Consider the following 25,205-nt stretch of genomic DNA (forward strand, 5'->3'; position numbering starts at 1 on the left):
CCAGGGCGGGAATCACCCGACTAAAGGATTGTTGACGAAGGGTGGTGGAGCGTGTCTAGTCGTCGTGACGACAGACTTCCTCTGGAGGGGCACGTGCGGAGCATGGCGAAGGCCGTCTCGATCGGCCTGTTATCGATGGTCGCGGTGGCCGGGCTGGCGCCGGTGGCGCAGGCCGCGGAGCCGGGCGGCGGCGACATCAAGGTGGCGCTGCAACAGATTCCGGGCCTGACGATCGTGAAGGAGGACCCGGCGCCGGCCGGGTTCCGGTTCTTCGAGTTGAACTACACCCAGCCGGCCGACCACCGGCACCCGCAGGCGGGCACCTTCCAACAGCGGTTCACCTTGCTGCACCGGGACTTCGCCGCGCCGACGGTGGCGTACACCAGCGGCTACAACGTCTCGACGGTGCCGAACCGGTCGGAGCCCACGCAGATCGTCGACGGCAACCAGCTGTCGATGGAGTACCGGTACTTCCTGCCCTCCCGGCCGAATCCGGAGAACTGGTCGCAGCAGCTGACGATCTGGCAGGCGGCGGCCGACGAGCACCGGGCGGTGCAGGCGTTCAAGGCGATCTACCCGGGCAAGTGGCTGGCCACCGGCGGCAGCAAGGGCGGCATGACGGCCACCTACTTCCGGCGGTTCTTCCCGAACGACGTCAACGGCACGATCCCTTATGTGGCGCCGAACGAGGTGGTCCAGGACGGCAGCTACAACCGGTTCCTGGCCCGGGTCGGCGACGACCCGGCCTGCCGCGACAACCTCAAGGCGCTGCAACGGGACACGTTGCGGCGACGGGCCGAGCTGGGGGCGATCGCGACCGCGGACGCGGCGAAGAAGGGCTACACGTTCAGCATCGTCGGGTCGGTGGACGAGTCGCTGGAGATCGCCGTGATCGACTCGTACTTCGCCTTCTGGCAGTACCAGAAGCAGGCCGACTGCGCCACGGTGCCGAAGGCCGGCGCGCCGGCCGACCAGATCTACGCCTGGTTCGAGAAGGTGGAGAGCCTCAACACCTACGCCGACCAGGAGGTGTCGCCGTTCATCCCGTACTACTACCAGGCGGCGGTCCAGCTGAACGCGCCCGAGGCGTACGACAGCTACCTGCGTGACCTGCTGCGCTACCCGGGCGCGGACGCGCCGCGGACCTTCGTGCCGAAGTCGATCAAGGTGCCGCCGTTCCAGCCGTTCGCGATGGCCGACATCGACTGGTGGGTGAAGACGCAGGGCTCGCAGTTCCTGTTCGTCTACGGCGCCAACGACCCGTGGGGCGCCGAGCCGTTCGTGCCCAGCCGCCACGACTCGTCCCGCTACTTCGTGGCCGGCGGCAACCACGGTTCGAGGATCGCCCAGCTGCCGGCCGACCAGGCCGCCACCGCGACGGCCACGGTGCGCCGCTGGGCCGGCCTGCCGGCGACGCCGGCTGGCCCGAGTTTCCGGCTGAACATGGTCGGATTCCCGCAGTTCGACGCCGACCTGTCGATGGTCGGCCAGCCGAGGCTGTGAAGCGTCGGCCCCGCCACGGCCGGGAAAGGCTGTGGCGGGGCCGAATCGCTCAGCTTCCGAGCAGCTCTTCCAGGGCGTCCGCGCCCAGCGCGGGCCCGTCGACCGTGCGCAGCTGCTCGCCGAACTTGGTGACGTTGGCCCGGATCACCGGGTCGGTGGCCACCTCCTCGACGGTGTCACGCAGCAGCTGAGCGGTGATCGCCTCCGGGTCGAGCTGACGGCCCATGCCCAGTTCCACCACGCGCCCGCCGTTGACGGTCTGCTCGGGCATCTGCGGCACCGACACCAGCGGCACCCCGTAGTACAGCGACTCCAGGGTGGAGTTCATGCCGGTGTGGGACAGGAACACGGTGGTGGCGGCCAGCACCGCCGGCTGCGGGACGTGCGCCGCGATCTCGAAGTTGGCCGGCGCCTCGGGCAGCTCCACCCGGCTGCCGACGGCCATCACCACGTGCCAGCGGCTGTTCCCGAAGGCCTCGACGCACATGTCGTAGAAGTCGGACCGGTCGTTGAAGGCGGTGCCCAGCGAGATGAACAGCACCGGCGAGCCGTCGGCCGGCGGCTGCCAGCTCTCGTCGTCGGCCCGGGAACCCACGGCGGGGCCGAGGAAGCGGTACCGGTTGTCGAAGCTGTCCCCGGCGATCTGGAACTCCCGCGGCACGAACACCAGGTTGAGCGGGGCGGACGGGCCGAGTGACAGCACCCCGGTCGCCGGCTCCGCCAGCCCGAGCGACGCGCGGAACGCCGCCTGCCCCTCGGCCATCGCGGCCATCGCCTTGTCCAGCTGCTCGTCGGCGGCCATGCCGCCGCGCACGATCATGTCCCGCAACGTGTGGTGCTCGTTGAAGGCCATGCTGGGCATCAGCCCGACCATCGGCACGTCCAGCTTGGCGGCCAGCATCACCCCGATCGGCGAGAAGCCGTCGAAGCAGATGACGTCGGGCCGGTCCTGCTGGAAGTGCTCCAGCAGACCCGGCAGCGCCTGCTCGGCCAGCTGCCGCATCATGGCCTGCATGCCGGCGAACATCTCGACCGAGAACTTGAACGGCCCGGGCGGCCGCTCCGGCATCGCCCACGGCGTCTCGATCGGGGTGGCCCCGATCGCCGCCACCTTGGGCAGCAGGTCGGCCCCGGTCAGGTAGGTGATCCGGTGGCCGCGGGCCACCAACTCCTCCACCAGCGGCAGAGTCGGGTTCACGTGCCCGTGCCCCGGCGGCACGGCGAAAACGATGTGCTTGCCCATGTCTCCCCAGCTTCAGTTCTCAGATGTTGTCGTGCCCCAGCAGAATCGCCCTGATGGCGCGGGTCATGTAGCGGATCAGCTCGTCCGGGGTCATGGCCGCGATCGGGCCGTCGGCCAGCACGTGACGGCTGTAGGCGACGCCCATGAACAGGGCGCCCAGCATGTCCGCCCGCTGCGGGACATCCTCGTCGTCGAGCATGCCTCGGTAGATCTCGACGCTGGTCTCGCGCATGGCGCGCAACAGGCTCTTGGCGTCGTCCTGGTCGGTGGCCGCGCCGCGGACCAGGGCGATGAACGGGTTGCAGCCCTCGGCGCTGGTCATGCGCTCCACATAGGCGCGGGCCACCCGCTCGGGCAGGCCCTCGACGTCGCCGACCACCTTGTCGGCCAGGTGCTGCGCGGGCACCGCGGCGACGAACAGCTTGGCCTTGGTCGCGAAGTGCATCATGACCAGCCCGTGGGTGACCCCCGCCCGCTCGGCGATCTGCCGGATGGTGGCCTTGTCGTAGCCGTGTTCAGCGAACACCGAGCGCGCCGCGGCCAGTATGGCCGCCCGCTTGGCCTCGGGATCCCGGACCCGCTTCGCCGTGGTCACACCACTAATGTACACGTGGTCAGTAACGCCCGGTGGTGTGATCTGCTTCGCACGGCCCGGAAACGCCGAGGGCGACCCGGGGAAGCCCCGGGTCGCCCTCGTTGATCAGGTTGGTGCGGTCAGCCGTCCGAGTCCGAGGACGGGATGTAGGCGCCGGGCACCTGGTCCGGGGCGAAGACCTTGCTCTCGCCCGGGTAGGGCTGCGTCCACCCGTGCGTCTGGTACCACGTGTAGTGGTTCATCTGCGCGGGATTGGCGTAGTCCGGCACGGCGTCGGGACCGGTGAGGCGCTGCTTGCCGGCCCACTGCTGCCACTGCGCGGCCAGCTGCTGCTTGTCGGCCGGCACGGTGGTCGACGGCTCGGCGGCGGCGTACTGCGCCGGCACGTTGTCGTTGCCGCAGCTCGGCGGCGTGGACAGGCCCAGCGTCAACGAGGTGCGGTTGGGCACGGCGTTGAACGGCGTGTTGTCGGGCTTGCCGGTGAACGCCCCGAACATCGGCGTCGCGGCGCTGTCCTTCTGGTTCATCGGGTGGATGCCGAGGATCTGCTCGATGGTGCGGATCATGGTGATCTGCGAGTAGTAGTGGTTGTCCACCACGCCGTGCTGGGCCCACGGGCTGATGATCTGGATCGGGGCCCGGTGCCCGTCCACGTGGTCCAGACCGGCCTGCGAGTCGTCCTCGACGACGAAGATCGCCGAGTCCTTCCAGTACGGGCTGTGCGAGATGGTGTCGACGATCTGCCCGGTGGCCAGGTCGTTGTCGGCGACCTGGGCGGCCGGGTTGGGCGGGCCGCCGGTGTGGTCGCTGGACAGCCAGAACATGTTGAAGTTGGCCGGCCCGTTCTTGGCGAAGTCCTGCTTCCAGATCTGCTCGCGGTAGATGTCCGGCACCGAGGTGTCGAACTTCGGGAAGCCGGGCACCGACACCTTGTTCAGCGACGGGATCGGCGACGAGGAGTTCAGCGGGTAGGCCGTCGGCTGCCCGGTGGCGGCCATGTTCTTGGCGTCGCAGTACAGGTTCTGCCAGCTGGCGTCGGCCGGCTTGGTCAGGAACTGCTGGAACTCGCCGAAGTCCCGCACCGTCTTGCCGGCGGCCTGGGCACCGGTCCAGATGAAGCCGGACTCCTGGTGGCCCAGCGCGTCGTCCTCGGTGTCGTAGCTGCGCAGGTACTCGCCGGCCGAGGACTCGGTGTACTCGGGATTGTCGGCCTGCATCAGCCAGTTGTGGCCCTCGGCCGAGTTGGTGCCGATGTCGTAGGTGTTGTCGTACAACCCGAACTGCTGCTCGAGGGCGTGCTGGTTGGGCGTCACGTTCTCGCCGAACTGGGCCAGCGCCGCGTTGCCGTTGCCGCGCGCGTCGTCGCCGTAGACCTGGTCGTAGGTCCGGTTCTCCTTGACGATCAGGAACACATGCTTGATCGTCGACGGGTCGCCGAGCCGCTGCGGCACCGGAACCGGCTTCGCCTTGCCCTTGTCGTTGGCCGTCTGCACCGAGCCGGCGGTCCAGCCGTTCTGCTGGAACACCTTTCCGGTGTAGGCGCGGATGGTGTGGTCGTCGGGCAGCCGGAACTTCTGCACGCTGGCGGTGGTGTCGTGGGTGCCGTGCCCGGCGGCCGTGGTCGGGCGGCGGGCGTCGATGCCACGGGTGTTGGAGACCACGACCGTGTTGCCGACGGTGGTGATCGCCGTCGGGAAGTAGTCCGTCGGCAGCAGACCGACGTAGCTGACCGGTTCCTGGGCCCAGGTGTACCGGTAGACGGCGACGGCGTTGGCCCGGCCGAGGGTCACCAGCAGGTGGCCGTCGCCGGTCATGGTGATGCCGTCCGGCTCGTAGCCGACCGAGGCCTCGGGCCACGGCTGCGTCGCGATCGTCTGCACGACCTTGTTGCGGCCGGTGTCGATGACCGAGACGGAGTTGCTGGCCGTGTTGGCCACGAACAGCGTGCTTCCCTTGGCGTACAACGCGGTCGGGTGCAGGCCGACGTCGATGCTGCTGACCGCCGGGTGGGCCAGGTCGATCACGCTGACCGTGCCGGTGGTGGTGGCGCCGGTGACGGGGTTGGCCGGCACCTGCGTGTTGTACGAATTCAGTGTGGTGTCACCGGGTTGCGCCGGGCGGCCGCCCTCATTGCTGACGTAGAGCCGGTTTCCGATGCGCACGAGGTCGCGCGGGGCGTTGCCGACGGCCCAGCTCTGCTGGATGGCCCCGGAGACCGCGTCGATGGCGACGACCCGGTTCTGGCCGTTGACCGCGGCGTAGACCGTCTTGCCGTCGGCGGAGAACACCGCCTGCGCCGGCAGGCCGTGCTTGTCGCCGTCGGCCGGGATGGTGACGAACGTGGGGTTGGCCAGCGAGCCGTCGGCGTTGACGGTGAACCGGCGGTAGCCGTCGGTCTGGGCCATCCACAGCGTCTTGCCGTCCGGCGAGTACGACGGGCCCTCCTGGCCGACGTCGTTGCCGGGGATCTTGAGGTCGGCCGTCGCCGAGTTGCCGACGAGCTGCTGGACCTTCCAGTTCTTCAGGTCCACCACGGTCAGCGCGATGCCGCCGTCGGTGGTGAGCGCGGCCAGGTGGCTCCCGTCGGGGCTGACCGCGGAGGCCATGATCTTGCCGTTGTTCACGACCAGGCGGTCGCCGATCGGGTTGAGATACTGGTCGCTGGAGATGACCTCGCCCTGACTGGTCATGTCGCCGACCTGCTCGGTGCCGAACTGGCGGGTCGACGCGGAGCCGACGCCGGCCCCGGTGGCGACCAGGGCCAGCGTGGCCGCGCCGGCCGTCCAGACCCGTAGCCGGCCTCGCCTGCCGGCCTGCTTTCTTCTGCGACGTGTTACCTGCATTCGGTCATCCCTTCGACAGCAGATCGATGTGGCCGTCGAACTGCCACAGCGGGTTCGGTTGGTCGCCGGTCGGCGTGCGCACCTGGAAGTAGCCGTTGACCTCCTTCGGCCCGTCGCCGTCGGCGACGTACTGGCCGTCCGAGGTGATGTCGAGCTGGTAGATCGCCTGCCCCACGGCGGTGGTGTTGGGCAGGTGCCAGGAGGCCACGCAGCGCCAGTCGTTGCCGGGGCCTTCGGGCGCGACCAGCCCGTCCCCCTTGGTGCACGCGACCGTGGTGGCCAGCTCCTGCTCGGTGACGTCCGGGTGGTGCAGCTGCTGGGCCTGGAGCCGGTAGAGATGGCCGAACGCGGTGGCCACGGCCTGCTGGATCTTGTCCTGCGCGATGCCGGAACCCGTTGCCGGCGTGGCGATCGCGACGACGCCGATGGTCACGACGAGCAGCCCGGCCAGCGGCGCGGCCCCCAGGGTGAGGGCCCGGCGGCCCAGGCCGTCGAGGGTGAGGTTGGTGAAGTCCCGGCGCAGGAACAGAATCCAGGCCAGCGCGGTGGCGGCGACCGCCCACACCAGGCTCACCACGATGCCGATCAGCAGCGGCCCGAGCTGCGCGGGGCTGGTGAACAGGCCCTCCCACGCGATGAAGGCGTAGCTGGGCAGAGCGAGGCGGATCGCGACCGGCAGCGGCAGCATCTGCGCCAGTCCCATGGCCAGGGCCACCACGGCCGGTAGCAGCAGGCCCATCGGCGACCGTCCTAACGCGACAGAGCCGAGCAGGCCGATGCCGGCCAGGGCCAGCGTCGGGGCCAGCACGCAGATCCACGCCAGCAGCACCAGCCCGGCGGCGTCCCCGGGGGCGAGCACCTGGCCGTCGAGGGCGACCAGCGGCTGGCTGCCGACCGCCACGACACCGCCGACCGTGCTGGACACGGCCATGCCGACCACCAGCGCCAGGATGACGGTGAGGCTGGCCAGCGCCTTGGCCACGAAGATCCGGCGGGCGGACCGCACCGCGACCAGCAGGTGCCGCCAGGTGCCGAGCCGGTCCTCGGCGGCGAACACGTCGCCGGCGACCACCGAGGTCAGCAGCGGCAGCGCGTAGACGCCGGCGAAGCCGAGCATCACCAGCGGCCCGGCCCAGCCGGTGATGTTCATCCACCGTCCGAACAGGGTGTCGGTCGGCAGGTCGCTCTGCTCGCTCACCGCGGCCACGAACGCCGCCGGGGCGAGCCAGCAGGCCAGGACCAGCAGCCGGATCCGCCACTGGGACAGCAGCTTCACCAGTTCGAACCGGTACGCGCCGGCCACCGGGACCGGGCGGGCCACCGGGGTTTCCAGAACGGTCATCGGCCGCTCTCCTCCTGCTCGGTGAGGGCCAGGAACGCGGCCTCCAGCGGCGACACCACCGGGGCCAGTTCCCGCAGGGCGATGCCGTCGCGCACGAGCCGGGTCACGAGTTCGTCCATGGCCGGCGTTTTCGCCCGCACCACAAGGAGTTCGGCATTCGCGCTGCCGACCAGCTCGACACCGGCCGTGCTCCCCGCGAGCCGCCGGGCCGCCTCCGGGTCGGAGGTGCGCAGCCGGTAGTCGAGTTCACGGTTGTCGGTGGACAGCTTGCCCAGCGGGCCGGAGAAGGCGACCCGCCCGGTGGCGATGATCGTCACCTCCGAGCACAGCGCCTCGACGTCGTCCATGTTGTGGCTGGAGACGATCACCGTGGCGCCGCCGGCCGCGAGCCGGTTGAGCACGCCGTGCACGTGCTTCTTGCCGGCCGGGTCGAGTCCGTTGGACGGCTCGTCCAGCACCAGCAGCCGGGGTTCGGTCAGCAGCGCCGCCGCGAGCCCGAGCCGCTGGCGCATGCCCAGCGAGAAGCCCCGGACCCGGTCGTCGGCGACGTCGGTGAGGCCGACCTGCTTGAGCGCGTCGTCGATGTCGGCGGCGCGGCCGCGCAGCCGGGCCAGCGCGGCCAGGTTGCCGCGGGCGGTCAGCGACGGGTAGAGGCCGGGTCCGTCCACGAAGCCGGCGATCCCGTCCGGGGCGGCCAGCGCCCGGCCCACCGGCGCGCCGAGGATCTCCAGGCTGCCCTCGTCGGCGACGGCCAGGCTCAGCAGCAGCCCGAGCAGCGTCGTCTTGCCGGCCCCGTTCGGGCCGACCAGGCCATGGATCTGTCCCGGCGCGACATCCAGGTCGACTCCGTCGAGGGCGACAACGTCGCCGAAGCACTTGGTGATGCCGCGCGCCCGGACCGCGAGCGTCGTTTCTCCCACGGGGTGAGCAACGTAGGCGCGGCAGGTAACGGGGTGGCGGCGAGTTGGCTGAACATTCGGGGAACTCGCGTGACTACCCTATCGCGACAGCAATCGCCGCGACGACGAGCAAAGCGGCCAAAGCGACAAATCCTCCGCTCACCGCCGCGACCGTGGCGACCGCGCCGACCAGCAGCGGACCGCCGGCGTCGCCGAGCTCACGGCCTACCTCGGCGCTGCCCATGGTCTGCCCCAGCCGCTCCGGCGGCGTCGACGCGGCCAGCATCGCGAAGCCCAGCGGCGTGACCACCGCGACGCCCACGCCGATCACCAACGCTGCCAGGACAATTCCGACAATTCCCGGCACGGTGGCCGCGATCACGAAGCCGCCAGCGGCCAGCCCCAGGCCGATCGCCATGCCGACGCCGTCACGCAGCCGGCCGGCGTCGCGGGCCCGGCCGATCCGTGGCTGCACCACCGCCGCCGCGGCCGCCAGCACGGACACCGCCGTGCCGGTGACCAGCGGCCCCAGGGCGATGCCCTGCACCGGCAGGAATCCGACGCCGGTGGCGAGCGCGGCGGTGGCCGCGGCCAGCGCCGCCGTCGGCCGGAGGAAACTACCGCTGGTCAGGCGGCGGGCCAGGTCGACCACGGTCTGTCGGGCCCGCGGCAACGGCTCCAGCCGTGGTGCCGCGATCGCCGCCCACACCGCGACGGCGGCGGCAAGGCCGGCGAGAGTGGTGAACAGCAACGCGAACCCGCCCACGGTGATCAGCGCGCCGCCGAGCACCGGCCCCAGCGCGTAGCCCAGGCCCTTCCACGCCCCGTAGCGGCCGAACGCCCGGCCCTGCCGGGCTTTCGGGGTGAGGCGGGCCACCATCGCCCCGGCCGCCGGTGAGAACGCGGCCGCCGCCGCGCCCTGGGCGAAGCGGGCCACCCCGACCGCGCCCGGGTCGCCGGCGAACACGAACGCCGCCGAGGCCAGCGCGAACGCCACCAGGCCGCCGAGCAGCACCGGCCGGGGCCCGATCCGGTCGGCCAGGCCGCCGAAGACCGGCTTGAGCAGCACCTCCGCCCCGTCGTAGACGGCGAGCACGATGCCCAGCGCCAGCAGGGACCCGGTGTGGCCGCCGAGGTTGGCGGCGATGCTGTGCGCGCCGAAGGCGGTGACGAAGCCCGCGGCGTACAGCGGGCGGACGCCTTTCACAGCCACAGCCTCATTCTCAGCGAACCCTCAGTCGATTCGACCCGATTGCCGGTGTCGGGGGCAGAATAGCGCCGACCACGGGGGGCGATTCTCATCGGCGAGTGGATCAGCAACTGGATCATGACGGTGCCGCCGCTGGCGGTGTACCTGTCCGTCGGCCTGATCATCATGATCGAGAGCCTGGGCATCCCGCTGCCGGGCGAGTTCGCGCTGGTCGGGGCCTCGCTGCTGACGTTGCAGCCGCACGCGCCGGTCCAGTGGGGCATCATCGCGGCCTGCGCCAGCGCGGGGGCGATCATCGGGGATTCGATCGGGTACACCATCGGCCGCAAGGGCGGCCGGCCGCTGTTCGCCTGGGCCGGCCGGAAATTCCCGAAGCACTTCGGGCCGGGGCACATCGCCGCGGCGGAGAAGGCGTTCGACCGGTGGGGCATGTGGGCGGTGTTCTTCGGCCGCTTCATCCTGCTGCTGCGCATCCTGGCCGGTCCACTGGCCGGCGCGCTGAAGATGCCCTATCCCCGCTTCCTGATCGCCAACGCGCTCGGCGGCATCGTCTGGGCCACCGGCACCGCGGCCCTCATCCACTACGTCGGCAAGGTCGTCGAGACGTGGCTGAGCGGCATCGCGCTGTGGGGCCTGGTCGCCGCCCTGCTCGGCGGCCTGCTGCTGTCGTTCCTGATCAAGCGCCGCGCCGACCAGGCGGCCCGCGAGTCCTGAGCAGTCATCGGGAGGCTCGGAGGAATTCCCGGTTCAGGTTGGCGATGCTGGCGAACGGGATGCCCTTCGGGCACGAGGCGACGCACTCGCCGGTGTTGGTGCAGCCGCCGAAGCTCTCGTCGTCCATGGCGGCGACCATGTCCAGCACCCGCCGTTCCCGTTCGGGCTGCCCCTGCGGCAACACGTTGAGGTGGCTGACCTTGGCCGACGTGAACAGCATCGCCGAGCCGTTGGGGCAGGCGGCGACGCAGGCCCCGCAGCCGATGCAGGTGGCGTTGTCGAAGGCGACGTCGGCGTCGGGCTTGGGCACCGGCGTGGCGTGCGCGTCGGGGGCGCTGCCGGTGGGGGCGGTGACGTAGCCGCCGGCCTGGATGATCCGGTCGAACGCCGACCGGTCCACCACCAGGTCCCTGACCACCGGGAAACCCTTGGCCCGCCAGGGTTCCACGTCGATGACGTCGCCGTCGCGGAAGGCCCGCATGTGCAGCTGGCAGGTGGTGGTCCGCTCCGGGCCGTGGGCCCGGCCGTTGATCACCACGCCGCAGGAGCCGCAGATGCCCTCCCGGCAGTCGTGGTCGAACGCCACCGGCGGCTCGCCCCGGGTGATCAGATCCTGGTTGAGCACGTCCAGCATCTCCAGGAAGGACATGTCCGGGCTGACGTCGTCGACCTGGTAGGACACCAGCCGCCCGCGGTCCTTCGGCCCGGACTGGCGCCAGATGCGCACGGTGAGTTTCACGTGTAGCTCCGCTGGGTGGGGTGAACGTGGTCGAAGGTCAGGGTTTCGTGGTGCAGCACGGGTTTGTCGCCGTGTTCCCACGCGGCGACGTGGCTGAAGTCGACGTCGTCCCGCCGGGCCTCGCCGTCGGGGGTCTGGTGCTCCTCACGGAAGTGTCCGCCGCAGGATTCCTCGCGCAGCAGGGCATCCAGCAGCATCAGCTCGGCCAGCTCCAGGAAGTCCGCCACCCGGTTGGCCTTCTCCAGCTCCTGGTTGAGTTCCCGGCCCTCGCCGGGCACCCGCACCGACCGCCAGAACTCGGCCCGCAGCTCGGGGATTCGGTCGAGCGCCTTACGCAGGCCACTTTCGTTGCGGGACATGCCGCAGTGGTCCCACATCAGCAGCCCCAGCTCACGGTGGAACGAGTCCACGGTCCGCGTGCCGTTCACCGACAGCAGGCGGTCAAGGCGTTGCCGCACCTCGGTTTCCACGGCTGTGACGGCCGGATTCGTTGGGGTGACTGGGTCGAAGGTGTTGGCGCCGATGTAGTCGTTGATGGTGGCCGGTAGCACGAAGTAGCCGTCGGCCAGGCCCTGCATCAGCGCCGACGCCCCGAGCCGGTTGGCCCCGTGGTCGGAGAAGTTGGCTTCACCGATGACGAACAGGCCGGGGATGGTGCTCTGCAGGTCGTAGTCCACCCACAGGCCGCCCATGGTGTAGTGGATCGCCGGGTAGATGCGCATCGGGACCCGGTACGGATCCTCGGCGGTGATCCGCTGGTACATGTCGAACAGGTTGCCGTAGCGGGCCTCGATCGCCGGCCGGCCCAGGCGTTCGATGGCGTCGGCGAAGTCCAGGTACACGCCCAGTCCACCGGGTCCGACACCCTGTCCGGCGTCGCAGACGTTCTTCGCCGCCCTCGAAGCGATGTCCCGCGGCACCAGGTTGCCGAAGCTCGGGTACATCCGCTCCAGGTAGTAATCCCTTTCGTCCTCGGGAATCTGGTCCGGCGAGCGGGTGTCGCCACGGCGTGCGGGCACCCAGATCCGGCCGTCGTTGCGCAGCGACTCGCTCATCAGGGTCAGCTTCGACTGGTGGTCGCCGGAGCGGGGAATGCAGGTGGGGTGGATCTGAGTGAAGCACGGGTTGGCGAAGTAGGCGCCACGGCGGTGGGCCCGCCAGATCGCGCTCGCGTTGGAGCTCTTGGCATTGGTAGACAGGTAGAACACGTTGCCGTAGCCGCCGGTGGCCAGCACCACGGCGTCGGCGAGGTGGGTGGTGATCTCGCCGGTGATCAGGTCGCGGGCCACGATGCCCCGGGCCTGGCCGGCCACGACGATCAGGTCCAGCATCTCGGTGCGCGGGTGCATCTCCACCATGCCGGCCCCGATCTGCCGCGACAGCGCCTGGTACGCCCCGAGCAGCAACTGCTGGCCGGTCTGGCCACGGGCGTAGAACGTGCGCTGCACCTGGACTCCGCCGAACGAGCGGGTGTCGAGCAGGCCGCCGTACTCGCGGGCGAACGGCACGCCCTGGGCCACCGCCTGGTCGATGATCTGGGTGGAGATCTCGGCCAGTCGGTACACATTGGACTCCCGCGAGCGGAAGTCGCCGCCCTTCACCGTGTCGTAGAACAGCCGGTAGGCGGAGTCGCCGTCGTTGCGGTAGTTCTTGGCCGCGTTGATGCCGCCCTGCGCGGCCACCGAGTGGGCCCGGCGCGGGGAGTCCTGGAAGCAGAACTGCACCACGTGGTAGCCCTGCTCGGCCAGCGTCGCGCCGGCCGAGGCGCCGGCCAGCCCGGTGCCGACGACGATCACCCGGTGCTTGCGGCGGTTCGCCGGGTTCACCAGCTTGGCGGTGAACTTCCTTTCGTCCCAGCGCTTCTCCAGTGGCACTGAAGGAGCCTTGGTGTCGTGTATCGCAGCACCGACGGTGTGTTCGAGCATGTCAGGCCACCAATCCGGTCATCACGCCGATCGGGACGGCCAGGAAGCCGCCGGTGATCACCACGGCCACCACGGCGCCGACGGTCCGGACCGCGTTGCCGGCGACGCCCAGCGTGCGGGCGGCACTCCAGAAGCCGTGGTTGAGGTGCAACCCGAGCATGAGCAGGGCCACGATGTAGATCACGTTGACCCACCACACGCCGAAGTCGGCGAGGATGTTGTGATAGGGGTCGCCGTCCACGAAGTCCCGGTTGGCCACACCCACGGTGAGATCGAGGATGTGCCAGACCACGTAGACGGCCAGGGTCGCGCCACCCCAGCGCATCGTGCTGGTGGCGAAGCTGGCCCGAGCCCGTTGACTGTGCGCGTAACGGACCGGGCGGGCCCGACGGTCCCGAATGGACAGTTGCACGGCGGCGGTGATGTGCAGCACCACCGCCACGACCAAGCCGACCCGCATGATCCAGAGGAACACGCCGTACGGCAGCGCCGGCTCGCCGATGGTGCGCAGCCAAGCGGCGTACTCGTTGAGATCGGCCGCGCCCAGGAACACCTTCAGGTTGCCCAGCATGTGCGCGAACAGGAAGGCCACCAGGGCCAGGCCGGTCACCGCCATGACGGTCTTCTTGCCGATCGTCGACGTCCAGAACCGGCCGACCGAGGAGCGTTTTCGTGGTGGGACAGCAAGCTCGGTGGACACGGGACCGACGCTAGGAGCGCGCCCACCAGAGGGCAAACAGAAGCTGGGTCTGGTCAGCAGAGGCTGTGCCTATGATAGGGTGGTGCAGCTCCACCAGCTCGCCTACTTCGTGGCCGTCGCCGACACCCGGCACTTCACCCGGGCCGCCGAGCGGATGCGGGTCGCCCAGCCCTCGCTCTCGCAGCAGGTGCGGGCCCTGGAGCGGGACGTCGGGGCCGAGCTTTTCCACCGGATACGGGGAAATCTCTCGCTGACCGAGGCCGGCGAGACGCTGCTGCCGTTCGCCCGGCGGATGCTGGCCGAGGCCGAGTCGGCGTACCAGGCCGTGCGCGAACTGGACGAACTGGGCCGCGGACGGGTGCGGCTGGGGGCCACCCCGAGCCTGTGCACCGGCCTGCTGCCGGCCATGCTCGCCGGGTTCCGCACCGCCTACCCTGGGATCGAGCTCACAGTGCACGAGAGCGGTTCGCGGGACCTGCAGACCGAATTGTCCGAGGGCGCGCTGGATCTGGCCATCATCGTCGACTCGCGGCTGCGCGACGAGAGCCGGCTGTCCACCCTGCCGCTGCTCATCGAGGAGCTGGTGGTGATCTCGGCCATGGACCGGCCGGCCCCGGTGCGGCGGGCCCGGGTGCGGATCTCCGACCTGCGGGACCGCCCGCTGGTGATGTTCCGCCGCGGCTACGACCTGCGTGACGCCACCGTGAACGCCTGCCGGGCCGAGGGTTTCGAGCCGTCGTTCGCCATCGAGGGCGGGGAGATGGATGCCGTGCTGGAGTTCGTGCGGGCCGGCATGGGGATCGCCGTCGTGCCCAGCACCGTGGTCAGGGACCGGTTCCGGGTCACGAGGTTCGCCGAGCCGGGGCTCAGCCGGGTGGTGCGGCTGGCCTACCGGCAGGACGTCGAGCCGTCGCGGGCCGCGCGGGCGCTGCGCGACGCCATCACCCGGCACCTGGCCAACGCCGCCGCCCTCCCCCGCGGCACCCAGTCCCTGGTCCGCCCCTGACATCGCGAGTCCCGCGCTCAGGCAACTGAATGTCGAGTTCCGGAACTCGACACATGGTTGCCCGAGAGCGGGACTCGCGGGGGTCAGCAGCCGTTGAGCATCGTCTGCAGGGCCGTCTTCTCCGTGGACTGGAGCGTGAGGCCCCAGACCGACTTCACCTTGATCCACATCTCCGCATAGGTGCAGCGGAAGGCCGTGCGCGAGGGCTGCCAGGTCGACGGGTCCTGGTCGCCCTTGGACTGGTTGACGTTGTCGGTGACCGCGATCAGCTGCGGGTCGGTCAGGTCGTTGGCGTACTGCTGCCGCTTGCTGTCCGTCCAACTCGACGCGCCCGAGCGCCAGGCCTCGGCCAGCGGCACCACGTGGTCGATGTCCACGTCCGAGGCCTGCGTCCAGGTCGCCCCGTCGTACGGGCTGTACCAACTGCCCGCGGTGGCGGCGCAGGCGCTGTTGACCGTGACGCCCGTGCCGTCGCGCTTGAGCACCGTCTCCCGGGTGTCGCAGGTGCCCGAGATGATGATCCAGTGCGGGAAGCGGTCCCGGGAGTACCCGCTCATGGATCCCTCCGCCCGCACCGTCAACGCGTTGAGCTCCGACTGCGCCGTCGCCTTGCTCGGGATGTTCGGCGGCATCGCCGCCGCGGACGGCGCCAGGGTCACCGCCGTCGCCGCGCAGGCCAGCAGGGTGAGCGCGACGGACAGCGCCCGCCGCTTGATCATGGAGTCGGCCATGGATCTCCAATGGTCGCAGGGTGAAGACCTTCATCGTTCGGTTACCCACTCGCGCCGCTCAACACCCCCAACCCGACAATCAGCACCTTTTGCCTCCCGTCCGCCGCCCGGCCATCTGGCTTTAGAACGGCATTGGTTGCGCTGCCACGCGCCGAAGTAGCCGTTGACTACTTTGTAGCCATTGCCTACTCTCCACATGTAGCCATCGCCTACTTCAGGAGGTTGTCAGTCATGTTCGCCCAGCGTGAGGACGTTTTTGTGGCCGGGGAGTGGGTGCCGGCGACCGGCGACCGCTACCTCGAGATGGTCAATCCGGCGACCGAGCAGCTCGCCTACCGGGTACGGGAGGCCGGCCGCGCGGAGGTGGACGCGGCGGTGCTTGCGGCGCGGGAGCTGCTGGCATCCGGGGAGTGGCCGGCGAAGGACCGGGCGGCGGCGCTCGGGCGGTTCGCCGACGAGTTGGCGCGGCGGGAAGGCCCGATCACCGAGGCGATCCGCAACGAGATGGGCGCGCCGGTGAATCGGCAGAGCGAGGTGCAAGGCGCGGTGGGCCTGACCAGGTTCCTGGTGTCGCTGGCCGACGAGCTGCGGTTCGAGGAACGCCGCGAGGGGGCGTTCCGGCCGAGCGTGATCCGGCGGGTCCCGGTCGGCGTGGTGGCGGCGGTGGTGCCGTGGAACGCGCCGCTGTTCCTGGCCCTGCAGAAGGCGATCCCCGCGCTGCTGGCCGGCTGCCCGGTGATCATCAAGCCGGCGCCGGAGACGGCCTACGACTCCACGGTCCTGGCCGAGGCGTTCCGGGCGGCGGACCTGCCCCGGGGCGCGGTCAGCATCCTGCCGGCGGACCGGGAGGTCTCCGAGTACCTGGTGGCCCACCCGGGCGTGGACAAGATCTCCTTCACCGGCAGCACGGCGACCGGCCGCCGGGTCGCGGAGCTGGCGGCCCGCGAGTTCAAGCGGGTCACGCTGGAACTGGGCGGCAAGTCGGCGGGAATCGTGTTGCCGGACGCGGACTTCGGCACGATCATGCCGGCGGTGGTCACCGGCACCACGGTGAACTCCGGCCAGGCCTGCTCGCTGCTCAGCCGGCTCCTGGTGCCCCGGGCCCGGCGGGCCGAGTTCATGGCCGCCTACACCACCGCCCTCGACAACGTGATCGTCGGCGAGCCCACCGACGCGGTGACCACCCTCGGCCCGATCGTGTCGCGCCGGCAGTACGACCGCGTGCTGTCCTACATCGACCTCGGCCGACAGGAGGGTGCGACCCTGGCCTACGGTGGCGGCCGCCCCGCTGGCGTGAACGTCGGATTCTATGTGCGGCCAACGGTTTTCACCGACGTCGACAACACCATGCGCATCGCCCAGGAGGAGATCTTCGGGCCGGTGGTCTGCGTCCTCGACTACGACACCGTCGACGAGGCCGTCGCCGTCGCCAACGCGTCCCCGTTCGGCCTGTCCGGCGCGGTCTTCGGCGACCCCGATCAGGCCATCGAAGTGGCGCTTCGGGTCCGCGCCGGCGCGCAGACCGTGAACACCGCGGTCGACTTCGACTTCGACGCTCCCTACGGCGGTTTCAAGGCCTCCGGCGCCGGCCGCGAGCTCGGCGGCGTCGAGGGGATCATGAGCTTCACCGAGCCCCTCACGGTCGGCGTGTGAGGTAGTCTGGCCGGCCCGCCGCTGTCGTCTCCTGAGAAGGTGGTTCGTGCCCCCCAAATCCAGCCCCTACCACCACGGCAGCCTGCGCGCGGAACTGCTCGACCTGGCCCAGAAGCGCATCGAGGAGACCGGTGCCGCCGGCTTGTCGCTGCGTGAGCTGGCCCGCGAGATCGGCGTCAGCCACGGCGCCCCGCAGCGGCACTTCGCCGACAAACAGGCGCTGCTGGACGCGCTGGCCGTGCGTGGGCTCGACGAGTTGGGCGAACTGACCGAAGCTCGGATCGGGGCGTGCGAGGACGGCGACTTCGACCAGCGGCTGCTGGCCTTCGCGCACGCCTACGTCGACTTCGCCACCGCCCACCCGGTGCTGCTGGGCCTGATCTTCACCCGCAAGGACGCCGAGTCCTCGGCCGAGCTGCGCGCCGCCAACGAGCGGGCCTTCGCCGCCCCGCAGCGAATGATCGCCGACGCCCTGCGGGCCGGGGACATCGTCGACGATTACGAGCGGGTGAGCATGGCGGTGCTGGCCACGATCCAGGGCCTGGCCACCATCATCGGCAGCGGCATGATCGGGAACCGGCCGCCGGAGACGGTGGTCGCCGGCACCATCGGCACGCTCATCGCCGGCCTGCGCGCGGGACCGGGGTGACCGCCGTGGACGGTCAGCACAACGGGAGCGGCAGTTTCGCGGCCGCGGGGCCAAGGGCGGCGCGCTCGGCGGCGGTGGGGAGGCGGCGGCCGGTGCCGATGCGGAGGGCGTCGGCGTCGGACAACGAGGCGGGGAAGGCGAAGCCGGCGATCTGTTCGAGCATGGCCCGGGCCTCGCGAGCGGCCGGGGGTGCGGCGCTGGGCGACAGGTCGAGGTGGTGGAGGGTCCACTCCATGACGTAGGCGGTGAGGTAGTCGCCGGCGGTGAGGACCTGGTCGCGGGTGCCGACGCAGGCAGCGGGGTCGGCGAGGGAGGCGGCGCGGCCGGCGGCGGAGCCGACGTCGTCGAGGTGGAACTTGAGCAGGGCGGGATCGCCGTAGGCGGCGGCGAGGCGGACGGTGAGGGCGTCGAGGGGGTCGGCGCCGGTGGGCGGCGTGACGACCTCCCAGTATGAAATGGCGTCCCGGGTGGGAGGGGCGTCGGCGGGGGTGGCCAGGGTGATCAGGACGTCCTGGGCGTCTATGACGAGGTGGCAGACGAGGTCCCGGACGAGCCAGCCGGCGCAGCCGGAGGGGAGCTCGAAGTCGCGGTCGGGCAGCGCCGCGACGGCCGAGAGCAGGGCGGTCCACGAGCGCGAGAAGAGCTCCACGGCAGCACGCTAGCAGCGGGAACGGGCGGCGGCGACCGAATTGTTCCGTTGCCCAGTAACGACCATGGTTGTTTCCGCAACCGAAGCGAGTACCCGATCGACTGGCGAGGCTTGACCGCTCACGGCCATAACGCCAGGATTTGTTGGCGAAACCGAACGGCAGGGAGCGGCGCCGTGGCAGACCAGAGGTTCGTGATCGTCGGGGCCGGCCTGGCCGGGGCGAAGGCGGCGGAGGCCCTGCGGGACCAGGGCTTCACCGGGCAGATCACGCTGATCGGCGACGAGCTGCACCTCCCCTACGAGCGCCCGCCCCTCTCCAAGGATCACCTGGCCGGCCGAGCGGACCGGGACAGCATGGCAGTCCATCCGGCGGCCTGGTACACCGACCATCAGGTGGAGCTGGCGCTGGGCATCGGGGTGAGCCGGCTGGACCGGGAGGCCCACCGCGTGGACCTGGCCGACGGCAGTTCGCACCGCTACGACAAGCTGCTGCTGGCCACCGGCGCGAGCCCCCGCAAGCCGCCGGTCCCGGGCGCGGACACGCCGGGAGTGCACTACCTGCGCCGGATCGAGGACTCGGAGTCCATAAAGGACGTGCTGAGGACGGCGTCCCGGCTGGTGGTGGTCGGCGCCGGCTGGATCGGCCTGGAGGTGACGGCGGCGGCCCGGCAGGCGGGTGTCGCCGTCACGGTGGTGGACTCCTCGCAGCTGCCGCTGCTGCGGGTGCTGGGTCCCGAGGTGGCGACGGTTTTCGCTGCCCTGCATCGGGAACACGGCGTGGACTTCCGGTTCGGGGCGAGCGTCGCGCGCATCACCGCGAAGGGCGTGACCCTGGCCGACGGCACGGAGATCGCCGCCGACGCAGTGGTGGTCGGTGTCGGCGCCGCACCCAACTCCCAGCTGGCCCAGCGGGCCGGCCTGCACGTGGACAACGGGATCATGGTCAACGCCGCACTGCGCACCTGCGACCCGGACATCGTGGCCGCCGGCGACGTGGCCAACGCGTTCCATCCGTTGCTGGGCAAGCACATCCGGGTCGAGCACTGGGCCAACGCGCGCAGCCAGCCGATCACCGCGGCGGCCACGATGCTGGGCCGCGAGGCCAGCCACCAGGAGCTGCCGTACTTCTTCACCGACCAGTACGACCTGGGCATGGAGTACGTCGGCCACGTCGACCCCGGCGGCTACGACGAGGTGGTGTTCCGTGGCGACCCCGCCGGCCGCGAGTTCATCGCCTTCTGGCTCAAGGAGAACCGGGTCCTGGCCGGCATGAACGTCAACGTCTGGGACGTGGTCGACCCGATCAGGGCCCTGATCGGCCAGCCGGTCGACCCGAAGGCGCTCAAGGACCCGGACCAGCTGCTCACGGCAGCCGCACAGTGACCTCCAGCCCACCGTCGGCCCGAGCCTGAGCCGAGGCCCGGCCGCCGTGGGCGGCGGCGACCGACCGCACGATCGAAAGCCCTAGACCCGAGTGCGCGCTGTCGGTCCGGTCGCCGGGGCCACGGTGGAAGGGTTCGAACAAAGCGTCCACGGTGGACTCTTCGATCACCGGCCCGGTGTTGCGCACGACCAGCGCGGGCGTGTCGGCGACCTCGACGCGAACCCAGCCGCCGGGCCGGTTGTAGGTGACGGCGTTGTCGATCAGGTTGACGATCAGCCGTTCCAGCAGCACCGGATCACCGGCGACGGTCCGCGGCACGGCCACCACCTCAACCCCGGGGAAACCCTCGACAACCGTCTCCACCAAGTGATCCAGCCGGACCGGCGTACGGTCGGCCAGGCCCCGATCGCTGCGGGCCAGCACCAGCAGCCCTTCCAACACCCGTTCGGTACGGGCATTGGCGTCGAGCAACCGGGTGCCGAGCAGCCGGGTCTGCGCCGGCACGTCGTCGCCGAGCAGCGCGACCTCGATCAGAGTCCGTTGCAGGGCAAGGGGTGTGCGCAGCTCGTGAGAGGCGTTGGCGACGAACCTCCGTTGGCTGTCGAAGGATCCGGACAGCCGGTCGAGCATGCCGTCGAAGGTGTCGGCCAACTCCTTGAGCTCGTCCTCGGGTCCGACGAGCTTGATCCGGCGACCGAGGTCCTCGGCGCCGAGCCGGCGCGCGGTGGCGGTGATGTCGTGCAGCGGGCGCAGCACCCGGCGGGCGACGAACCAGCCGAGCACCACGGCCAGCGCGGCGGTGATCAGCAGCGCGGCCCCGGACTGGACCAGCAGCGTGGTGAGCGTGGACGAGCGGTACGCGGCCAGCGAGTCGATGACTTTGGTGTCCATCGGCGTTGCCGGCACGGCTGGCACGGTGTCGGCGGGCGTGCCCAGGTACGCCGGCACCTGCATGACGGTGTCGGCAAAGCTCGCGGGAGAGGGCAGGGTCTGGCTCACCAGCAGGTAGACGATGACCACCAGCACGATCCCGGAAAGCAGGAACATCCCGCCGTACAAAGCGGTGAGCCGGGCCCGCACCGACAGCGGCCTCATGCGCCGAACCGGTAGCCGGCGCCGGGCACGGTCTCGATCAGCGGCGGATCGCCGAGTTTGCGGCGCAGCGTCATCACGGCCATCCGCACCGCGTTGGTGAACGGATCGGCGTGCTCGTCCCAGGCCTTCTCCAACAGCGATTCCACGCTGACCACGGTGCCGTCGGCCCGCATCAGAACCCGGAGCACGGCGAACTCCTTGGGCGACAACGGCAGGAACCGGCCATCCCGGGAGGCCTGGTGCCGCGGCAGGTCGAGCACCACGCCGTGGGCGGCCAGCACCGGCGGCAGCGCGGGCCGGGCCCGTCGGCCCAACGCCTGCACCCGGGCCACCAACTCGCTGAACGCGAACGGTTTGGTGAGGTAGTCGTCGGCTCCGAGGCCCAGCCCCTCGACCCGGTCGGAGACGTCGCCGGCCGCGGTGACCATGAGCACCCGGATCTCGCCGCCGGCCGCGATGACCGCGGCGCACACCTCGTCGCCGGAGACGTCGGGCAGGTCGCGGTCCAGCACCACCACGTCGTACTCGTGCACACCGACCCGCTCCAGGGCGCATTCCCCGCCGTAGCAGACATCGACCGCCATCGCGAACTTGCGCAGCCCCTCGGCGATCGAGTCCGCCAGCAACCGCTCGTCCTCCACCACCAGCACTCGCACGACCCGATGCTAGGCAGCCGGGGATAAACGTCGGATAAACGCTCTCGCTTATCGGTTCCGGATCACTCGATCGGTACTTCTGGACTGGTCCTGAACCAACCCGAGGGAGTGTCATGCGCAAACCCATCATGCTGCTCGGCGGCGCGGCGATCGTGCTGCTGCTGGCCGGCTGCGGCGGCGGCGACAACGGAAGCACCGTGGCCTCGCTGTCGTCGCCGAACACGAGCAGCAGTGCCGCGCCCGCGGCCGGCGACAGCGGCTCGGGCAAGGGCGCCGATCTCGACCAGTACCGGAAGTACGCGAAGTGCATGCGCGACCACGGTTACGACATGAAGGACCCGGATCCCAACAGCAACTCGGTGGCCGCCATCAACCCGAACGACCCCAAGTTCGCGCCGGCCGAGCAGGCGTGCAAGTCGGTGGAGCCGACCGGCGGCGGCCCCGGCCCGGACGACCCGCAGGTGCGGGACAAGATGCTGAAGTACGCCAAGTGCATGCGCGACCACGGCTACGACATGAAAGACCCAAAGCCGGGCGAGGGTCTTACGCTGCCGATGGGCGGCTCTGGCGACCAGAAGCTCGACGCCGCGTCCAAGGCCTGTGGGCCGATCCTGAAATGACCAGGTCCGAGCAGAAAAGGCGGGGTCGCCGGACCCGGTGGCTCGTCGGCGCGACCGTGCTGGTGGTCGTGCTGGGCACGGGATCGGTAGTGGTGCTGGCGCAGGCGTCGGAGGCGGGCACGCCGCCGACTCCTCCCCCGCCGGTCGCCACCGCCACCGTCACCAAGACCGATCTGAGCGAGCAGGAGAGCGCCGACGGCACGCTGGGCTACGGCGCCGAGTCGGACGTGACCGGGCGCAAGCCCGGCACGATCACCTGGCTGCCGCCGGTCGGCTCGGCGGTCAACCGGGGCCAGCAGGTGTACGGCGTCGACGCCGCCCCGGTGGTGCTGTTCTACGGAATCCTGCCGTTCTACCGGGATCTGTCGGCCGGCGTTGCCGACGGCCCGGACGTCAAGGAGCTGGAGGAGAACCTCGCGGCGCTGGGCTACACCGGATTCGGCACGCCGGACACCAAGTTCACCGCCGCCACCGCGGCCGCGCTGAAGAGATGGCAGAAGGCGCAAGGACTTCCGCAGACCGGCACGTTCAGCCCGGGCGACGTGGTCCTCGCCGCCGGCCCGGTCCGCGTCTCCACGGTGACGGCCCAGCTCGGCGGCGCGGCCCAGGGTCCGGTGGTCAAGACGACCGGCACCAGCCGGGTCGTGCAGGTGAAACTCGATGTGGCCAAACAGGATCTGGCCAAGGTCGGGGACAAGGTCAGTGTCGACGTCAACGGCGGCAGCAGCACCGGGAGGGTCGTCGACGTGGGGCACAACGCCGTGCCGGACAAGGATTCCAGCGGCCAACCCAACGGCAGGTCGGTCATCACCGTCACGGTCACGCTGGACGACCCGAACGCCGGCGGCGGCCTCGACTCCGCGCCGGTGACCGTGCACTTCGTCAAGGACGTGCACAAGGACGTGCTGGTGGTGCCGGTCGGCGCCTTGCTCGCGCTGCGGGAGGGCGGCTACGCCCTGGAAGTCGAGCAGAACGGCCAGCGGCATCTGGTGCCGGTGCAGACCGGGCTGTTCTCCGGCGGCCAGGTCGAGGTGTCCGGTGCTGGGCTGTCGGCCGGCACGAAGGTGGTGACGACTTCGTGATCCCCGTGCTGCGCGCGGATCGGGTCTCCCGTACCTACCCCGGTGGCGTGCAGGCGCTCCGCGACGTGTCACTGTCCATTCAGGAGGGTGAGATGGTCGGTGTCGTCGGCCCCTCCGGCTCGGGCAAGTCGACGCTGCTGCAACTGATGGGCACGCTGGACCAGCCGACCGCCGGCCGCATCGAGATCCGCGGCCACGACGTGGCCACGCTGCCCGACCGTCGGCTGTCGGCACTGCGCTCGGCCTGGATCGGCTTCGTGTTCCAGCAGTTCTTCCTCAGCGAGGGGGTCAGCGCGGTCGACAACGTCTGCACCGGGCTGCTGTACGCAGGCGTGCCGCGGCGGCGCCGCCGGGCCAAGGCACTGGCCGCGCTGGACCGGGTCCGGCTGGGGCATCGGGCCGAGCACTTCCCGAATGAGCTGTCCGGCGGCGAGCGGCAGCGGGTGGCGATCGCCCGGGCCGTGGTCAACGAGCCGTCGATCCTGCTGGCCGACGAGCCGACCGGCAACCTGGACACCGCCACCGGCGCGGCCGTGCTGGGCCTGCTCGCCGAGCTCAGCGCGGACGGCACGTCGATCGTGGTGATCACGCACGACCGGGAGATCGCCGCCGGCATGCCGCGCCGGATCGAGGTCCTGGACGGGCGGATCCAGCTGGACACCGGTCTGGCGGTGCCACGGTGATCACCCAGAGCCTGTCAACCCAGAGCCTGTCAACGCTGCCGGAGGCGTCCCGTCTCCCCGCGACGGACGTGCTGACCCTTGGGGCGCATGGCATGCGGACCCGGCCGATGCGGGCTGTGCTGTCGGCGCTGGGCATCGCCATCGGCGTGGCGGCGATGGTCGCCGTGTTGGCGGTGCCCGCGTCCAGCGCGCAGGCGCTGCACGACAAGCTCGCGGCGCTGGGCCCGAACCTGCTCACCGCGACGCAGGGGCAGTCGCTGACCGGCGGCAAGGCCCAGCTGCCGGCGGACGCCGTCGCCATGGTCAAGCGGATCGGCCCGGTCATCGGCGCCGCCGCGACCGGGCTGGTGCCGAACACCACGATCCGCCGTTCGGACAGGATCTCGGCGGAGGAGACGTCCGGGGTGTCGGTGCTGACGGCCGATCCCACCCTGCTGGACGTGATCGGCGGCCACCTGCACAGCGGCTCGTTCCTCACCGCCGCCAACGAGAACTTCCCGGTGGCGGTGCTGGGGGCGGTCGCCGCCAGCCGGCTGGGCATCGACCACGTGGACCCGGCCCATCCGACCCAGGTCTACCTGGGCGGGCAGTGGTTCACGGTGGTCGGCGTGCTGGACTCGATGCCGCTGGCCCCGGAGATCGAGCGGTCGGCGCTGGTGGGCAAGTCCACCGCGCGGGCGCTGCTCGGCTTCGACGGGCATCCCACAACCGTCTACGTGAAGGCGGCCGAATCCGCGGTCGCCGACGTGCGGGCGGTGCTCGGCGCGACGATCAACCCGGAGTCGCCGCTCGGGGTCGCCGTGCAGCGGCCGTCCGAGCTGTTGGAGGCCCAGGCGCTGACCCAGGACACCTACAGCGCGCTGTTCCTGGGCCTGGGCGGGATCGCGTTGCTGGTCGGCGGGGTCGGGGTGGCCAACACCATGGTCATCTCGGTGCTGGAGCGCCGCCGCGAGATCGGCCTGCGCCGGGCGCTGGGCGCGACCAGACGCCAGATCCGCGGCCAGTTCCTGGCCGAATCGGTGCTGCTGTCCGGGCTCGGCGGCCTGGTCGGCGTGCTGATCGGGGTGCTGGTGACGGCCGGCTACGCCCTGTCCCAGGGCTGGCCGGCGATCCTGCCACCCCAGGCGCTGCTGGGCGGCGTCGCGATATCCGCGCTGGTCGGGGCGGTCGCCGGGGCGTACCCGGCGATGCGTGCGGCGCGGCTGCCACCGACGCAAGCCCTCGCCTGAAAGCCCGTGGGGGACCTGCCGCACTCCCATGGCGGTCCCCCACGGCGCACCCCTT

23 protein-coding genes are annotated in these 25,205 nt (G+C 70.8%); 10 read left to right on the plus strand and 13 right to left on the minus strand.

Translation table 11 applies throughout. The annotated features are described in order from the left end of the window. Positions 1–102 precede the first annotated feature (102 nt). Entirely contained in the window at positions 103–1,503 is a 1,401-nt protein-coding gene (locus tag JJ691_RS26345; RefSeq protein WP_211771724.1) for a S28 family serine protease, read from the plus strand. 49 nt (positions 1,504–1,552) lie between these two features. On the opposite strand, the gene JJ691_RS26350 is transcribed toward JJ691_RS26345, so the two are convergent. The 6 genes from JJ691_RS26350 to JJ691_RS26375 form a co-directional block, all read right to left on the minus strand. After that, positions 1,553–2,746: a macrolide family glycosyltransferase gene (locus JJ691_RS26350; protein ID WP_211762323.1), complete on the minus strand. Its 1,194-nt coding sequence runs from the start codon at positions 2,744–2,746 to the stop codon at positions 1,553–1,555. A gap of 19 nt (positions 2,747–2,765) precedes the next feature. After that, entirely contained in the window at positions 2,766–3,341 is a 576-nt protein-coding gene (locus tag JJ691_RS26355; RefSeq protein WP_211762324.1) for a TetR/AcrR family transcriptional regulator, read from the minus strand. Between the two features lie 119 nt (positions 3,342–3,460). Beyond that, positions 3,461–6,184: an alkaline phosphatase family protein gene (locus JJ691_RS26360; protein WP_211762325.1), complete on the minus strand. Its 2,724-nt coding sequence runs from the start codon at positions 6,182–6,184 to the stop codon at positions 3,461–3,463. A 4-nt stretch (positions 6,185–6,188) separates the two neighbouring features. Continuing rightward, complete coding sequence (locus JJ691_RS26365) at positions 6,189–7,526, minus strand: ABC transporter permease (RefSeq protein ID WP_211762326.1); 1,338 nt, start codon at positions 7,524–7,526, stop codon at positions 6,189–6,191. Continuing rightward, positions 7,523–8,446 (minus strand): ABC transporter ATP-binding protein, encoded by a 924-nt coding sequence (locus JJ691_RS26370; RefSeq protein WP_211762327.1) that lies wholly within the window; start codon positions 8,444–8,446, stop codon positions 7,523–7,525. Before JJ691_RS26370 ends, JJ691_RS26365 begins: the two co-directional genes overlap by 4 nt. Before the next feature lie 73 nt (positions 8,447–8,519). Then, complete coding sequence (locus JJ691_RS26375; protein WP_211762328.1) at positions 8,520–9,638, minus strand: MFS transporter; 1,119 nt, start codon at positions 9,636–9,638, stop codon at positions 8,520–8,522. A gap of 114 nt (positions 9,639–9,752) precedes the next feature. Between JJ691_RS26375 and JJ691_RS26380 the strand changes: the two genes are divergently transcribed. After that, positions 9,753–10,349: a DedA family protein gene (locus tag JJ691_RS26380; protein WP_211762329.1), complete on the plus strand. Its 597-nt coding sequence runs from the start codon at positions 9,753–9,755 to the stop codon at positions 10,347–10,349. 4 nt (positions 10,350–10,353) lie between these two features. Here JJ691_RS26380 and JJ691_RS26385 read toward each other — a convergent pair whose 3' ends face one another. The 3 genes from JJ691_RS26385 to JJ691_RS26395 are packed head-to-tail and all read right to left on the minus strand — an operon-like array spanning position 10,354 to position 13,713. Next, the gene (locus JJ691_RS26385) at positions 10,354–11,088 is read right to left on the minus strand and encodes a succinate dehydrogenase/fumarate reductase iron-sulfur subunit (protein WP_211762330.1); all 735 of its coding nucleotides are present in this window, start codon (positions 11,086–11,088) and stop codon (positions 10,354–10,356) included. Beyond that, a complete protein-coding gene (locus tag JJ691_RS26390) occupies positions 11,085–13,013 on the minus strand; it encodes a fumarate reductase/succinate dehydrogenase flavoprotein subunit (protein ID WP_211762331.1) in 1,929 nt (642 codons plus the stop codon). The genes JJ691_RS26385 and JJ691_RS26390 overlap by 4 nt, the downstream gene beginning before the upstream one ends. Before the next feature lies 1 nt (position 13,014). Beyond that, positions 13,015–13,713 (minus strand): succinate dehydrogenase cytochrome b subunit, encoded by a 699-nt coding sequence (locus tag JJ691_RS26395; RefSeq protein ID WP_211762332.1) that lies wholly within the window; start codon positions 13,711–13,713, stop codon positions 13,015–13,017. 82 nt (positions 13,714–13,795) lie between these two features. Between JJ691_RS26395 and JJ691_RS26400 the strand changes: the two genes are divergently transcribed. Then, entirely contained in the window at positions 13,796–14,719 is a 924-nt protein-coding gene (locus JJ691_RS26400) for a LysR family transcriptional regulator (RefSeq protein ID WP_211762333.1), read from the plus strand. An 83-nt stretch (positions 14,720–14,802) separates the two neighbouring features. Here the strand turns inward: JJ691_RS26400 and JJ691_RS26405 are convergent, their stop codons facing one another. Continuing rightward, positions 14,803–15,450 carry an HNH endonuclease family protein gene (locus JJ691_RS26405; protein ID WP_211762334.1) on the minus strand — a complete coding sequence of 216 codons (648 nt, stop codon included), beginning with the start codon at positions 15,448–15,450 and terminating at the stop codon, positions 14,803–14,805. 231 nt (positions 15,451–15,681) lie between these two features. Here JJ691_RS26405 and JJ691_RS26410 point away from each other — a divergent pair, with 231 nt between their 5' ends. Next, complete coding sequence (locus tag JJ691_RS26410; RefSeq protein ID WP_211762335.1) at positions 15,682–17,103, plus strand: aldehyde dehydrogenase family protein; 1,422 nt, start codon at positions 15,682–15,684, stop codon at positions 17,101–17,103. Positions 17,104–17,149: 46 nt separating this feature from the next. Next, entirely contained in the window at positions 17,150–17,752 is a 603-nt protein-coding gene (locus JJ691_RS26415) for a TetR/AcrR family transcriptional regulator (protein WP_211762336.1), read from the plus strand. 13 nt (positions 17,753–17,765) lie between these two features. Here the strand turns inward: JJ691_RS26415 and JJ691_RS26420 are convergent, their stop codons facing one another. Further along, positions 17,766–18,401 (minus strand): maleylpyruvate isomerase N-terminal domain-containing protein, encoded by a 636-nt coding sequence (locus JJ691_RS26420; protein ID WP_211762337.1) that lies wholly within the window; start codon positions 18,399–18,401, stop codon positions 17,766–17,768. A gap of 174 nt (positions 18,402–18,575) precedes the next feature. On the opposite strand from JJ691_RS26420, the gene JJ691_RS26425 reads away from it, so the two are divergent. Beyond that, positions 18,576–19,784: an NAD(P)/FAD-dependent oxidoreductase gene (locus JJ691_RS26425; RefSeq protein ID WP_211762338.1), complete on the plus strand. Its 1,209-nt coding sequence runs from the start codon at positions 18,576–18,578 to the stop codon at positions 19,782–19,784. Here JJ691_RS26425 and JJ691_RS26430 read toward each other — a convergent pair. Both JJ691_RS26430 and JJ691_RS26435 read right to left on the minus strand, forming a co-directional pair. Continuing rightward, the gene (locus tag JJ691_RS26430) at positions 19,765–20,880 is read right to left on the minus strand and encodes a sensor histidine kinase (RefSeq protein ID WP_211762339.1); all 1,116 of its coding nucleotides are present in this window, start codon (positions 20,878–20,880) and stop codon (positions 19,765–19,767) included. The two genes, JJ691_RS26425 and JJ691_RS26430, sit on opposite strands and share 20 nt — an antisense overlap. Further along, complete coding sequence (locus JJ691_RS26435; protein ID WP_211762340.1) at positions 20,877–21,536, minus strand: response regulator transcription factor; 660 nt, start codon at positions 21,534–21,536, stop codon at positions 20,877–20,879. The genes JJ691_RS26430 and JJ691_RS26435 overlap by 4 nt, the downstream gene beginning before the upstream one ends. 113 nt (positions 21,537–21,649) lie before the next feature. Here JJ691_RS26435 and JJ691_RS26440 point away from each other — a divergent pair, with 113 nt between their 5' ends. From JJ691_RS26440 to JJ691_RS26455, 4 genes are all read left to right on the plus strand, one after another. Then, the gene (locus JJ691_RS26440; RefSeq protein WP_211762341.1) at positions 21,650–22,156 is read left to right on the plus strand and encodes a hypothetical protein; all 507 of its coding nucleotides are present in this window, start codon (positions 21,650–21,652) and stop codon (positions 22,154–22,156) included. Further along, positions 22,153–23,238, plus strand: coding sequence for a peptidoglycan-binding protein (locus JJ691_RS26445; protein ID WP_211762342.1), 1,086 nt, complete (start codon positions 22,153–22,155; stop codon positions 23,236–23,238). Before JJ691_RS26440 ends, JJ691_RS26445 begins: the two co-directional genes overlap by 4 nt. Then, positions 23,235–23,921 carry an ABC transporter ATP-binding protein gene (locus JJ691_RS26450; protein WP_211762343.1) on the plus strand — a complete coding sequence of 229 codons (687 nt, stop codon included), beginning with the start codon at positions 23,235–23,237 and terminating at the stop codon, positions 23,919–23,921. Before JJ691_RS26445 ends, JJ691_RS26450 begins: the two co-directional genes overlap by 4 nt. Positions 23,922–24,013: 92 nt before the next feature. Continuing rightward, positions 24,014–25,150, plus strand: a complete 1,137-nt coding sequence (locus tag JJ691_RS26455; protein WP_249228275.1) for an ABC transporter permease — start codon at positions 24,014–24,016, stop codon at positions 25,148–25,150. Positions 25,151–25,205 lie beyond the last annotated feature (55 nt).

The organism is Kutzneria sp. CA-103260 (assembly GCF_018263855.1).
Classification (GTDB): Bacteria; Actinomycetota; Actinomycetes; order Mycobacteriales; family Pseudonocardiaceae; genus Kutzneria.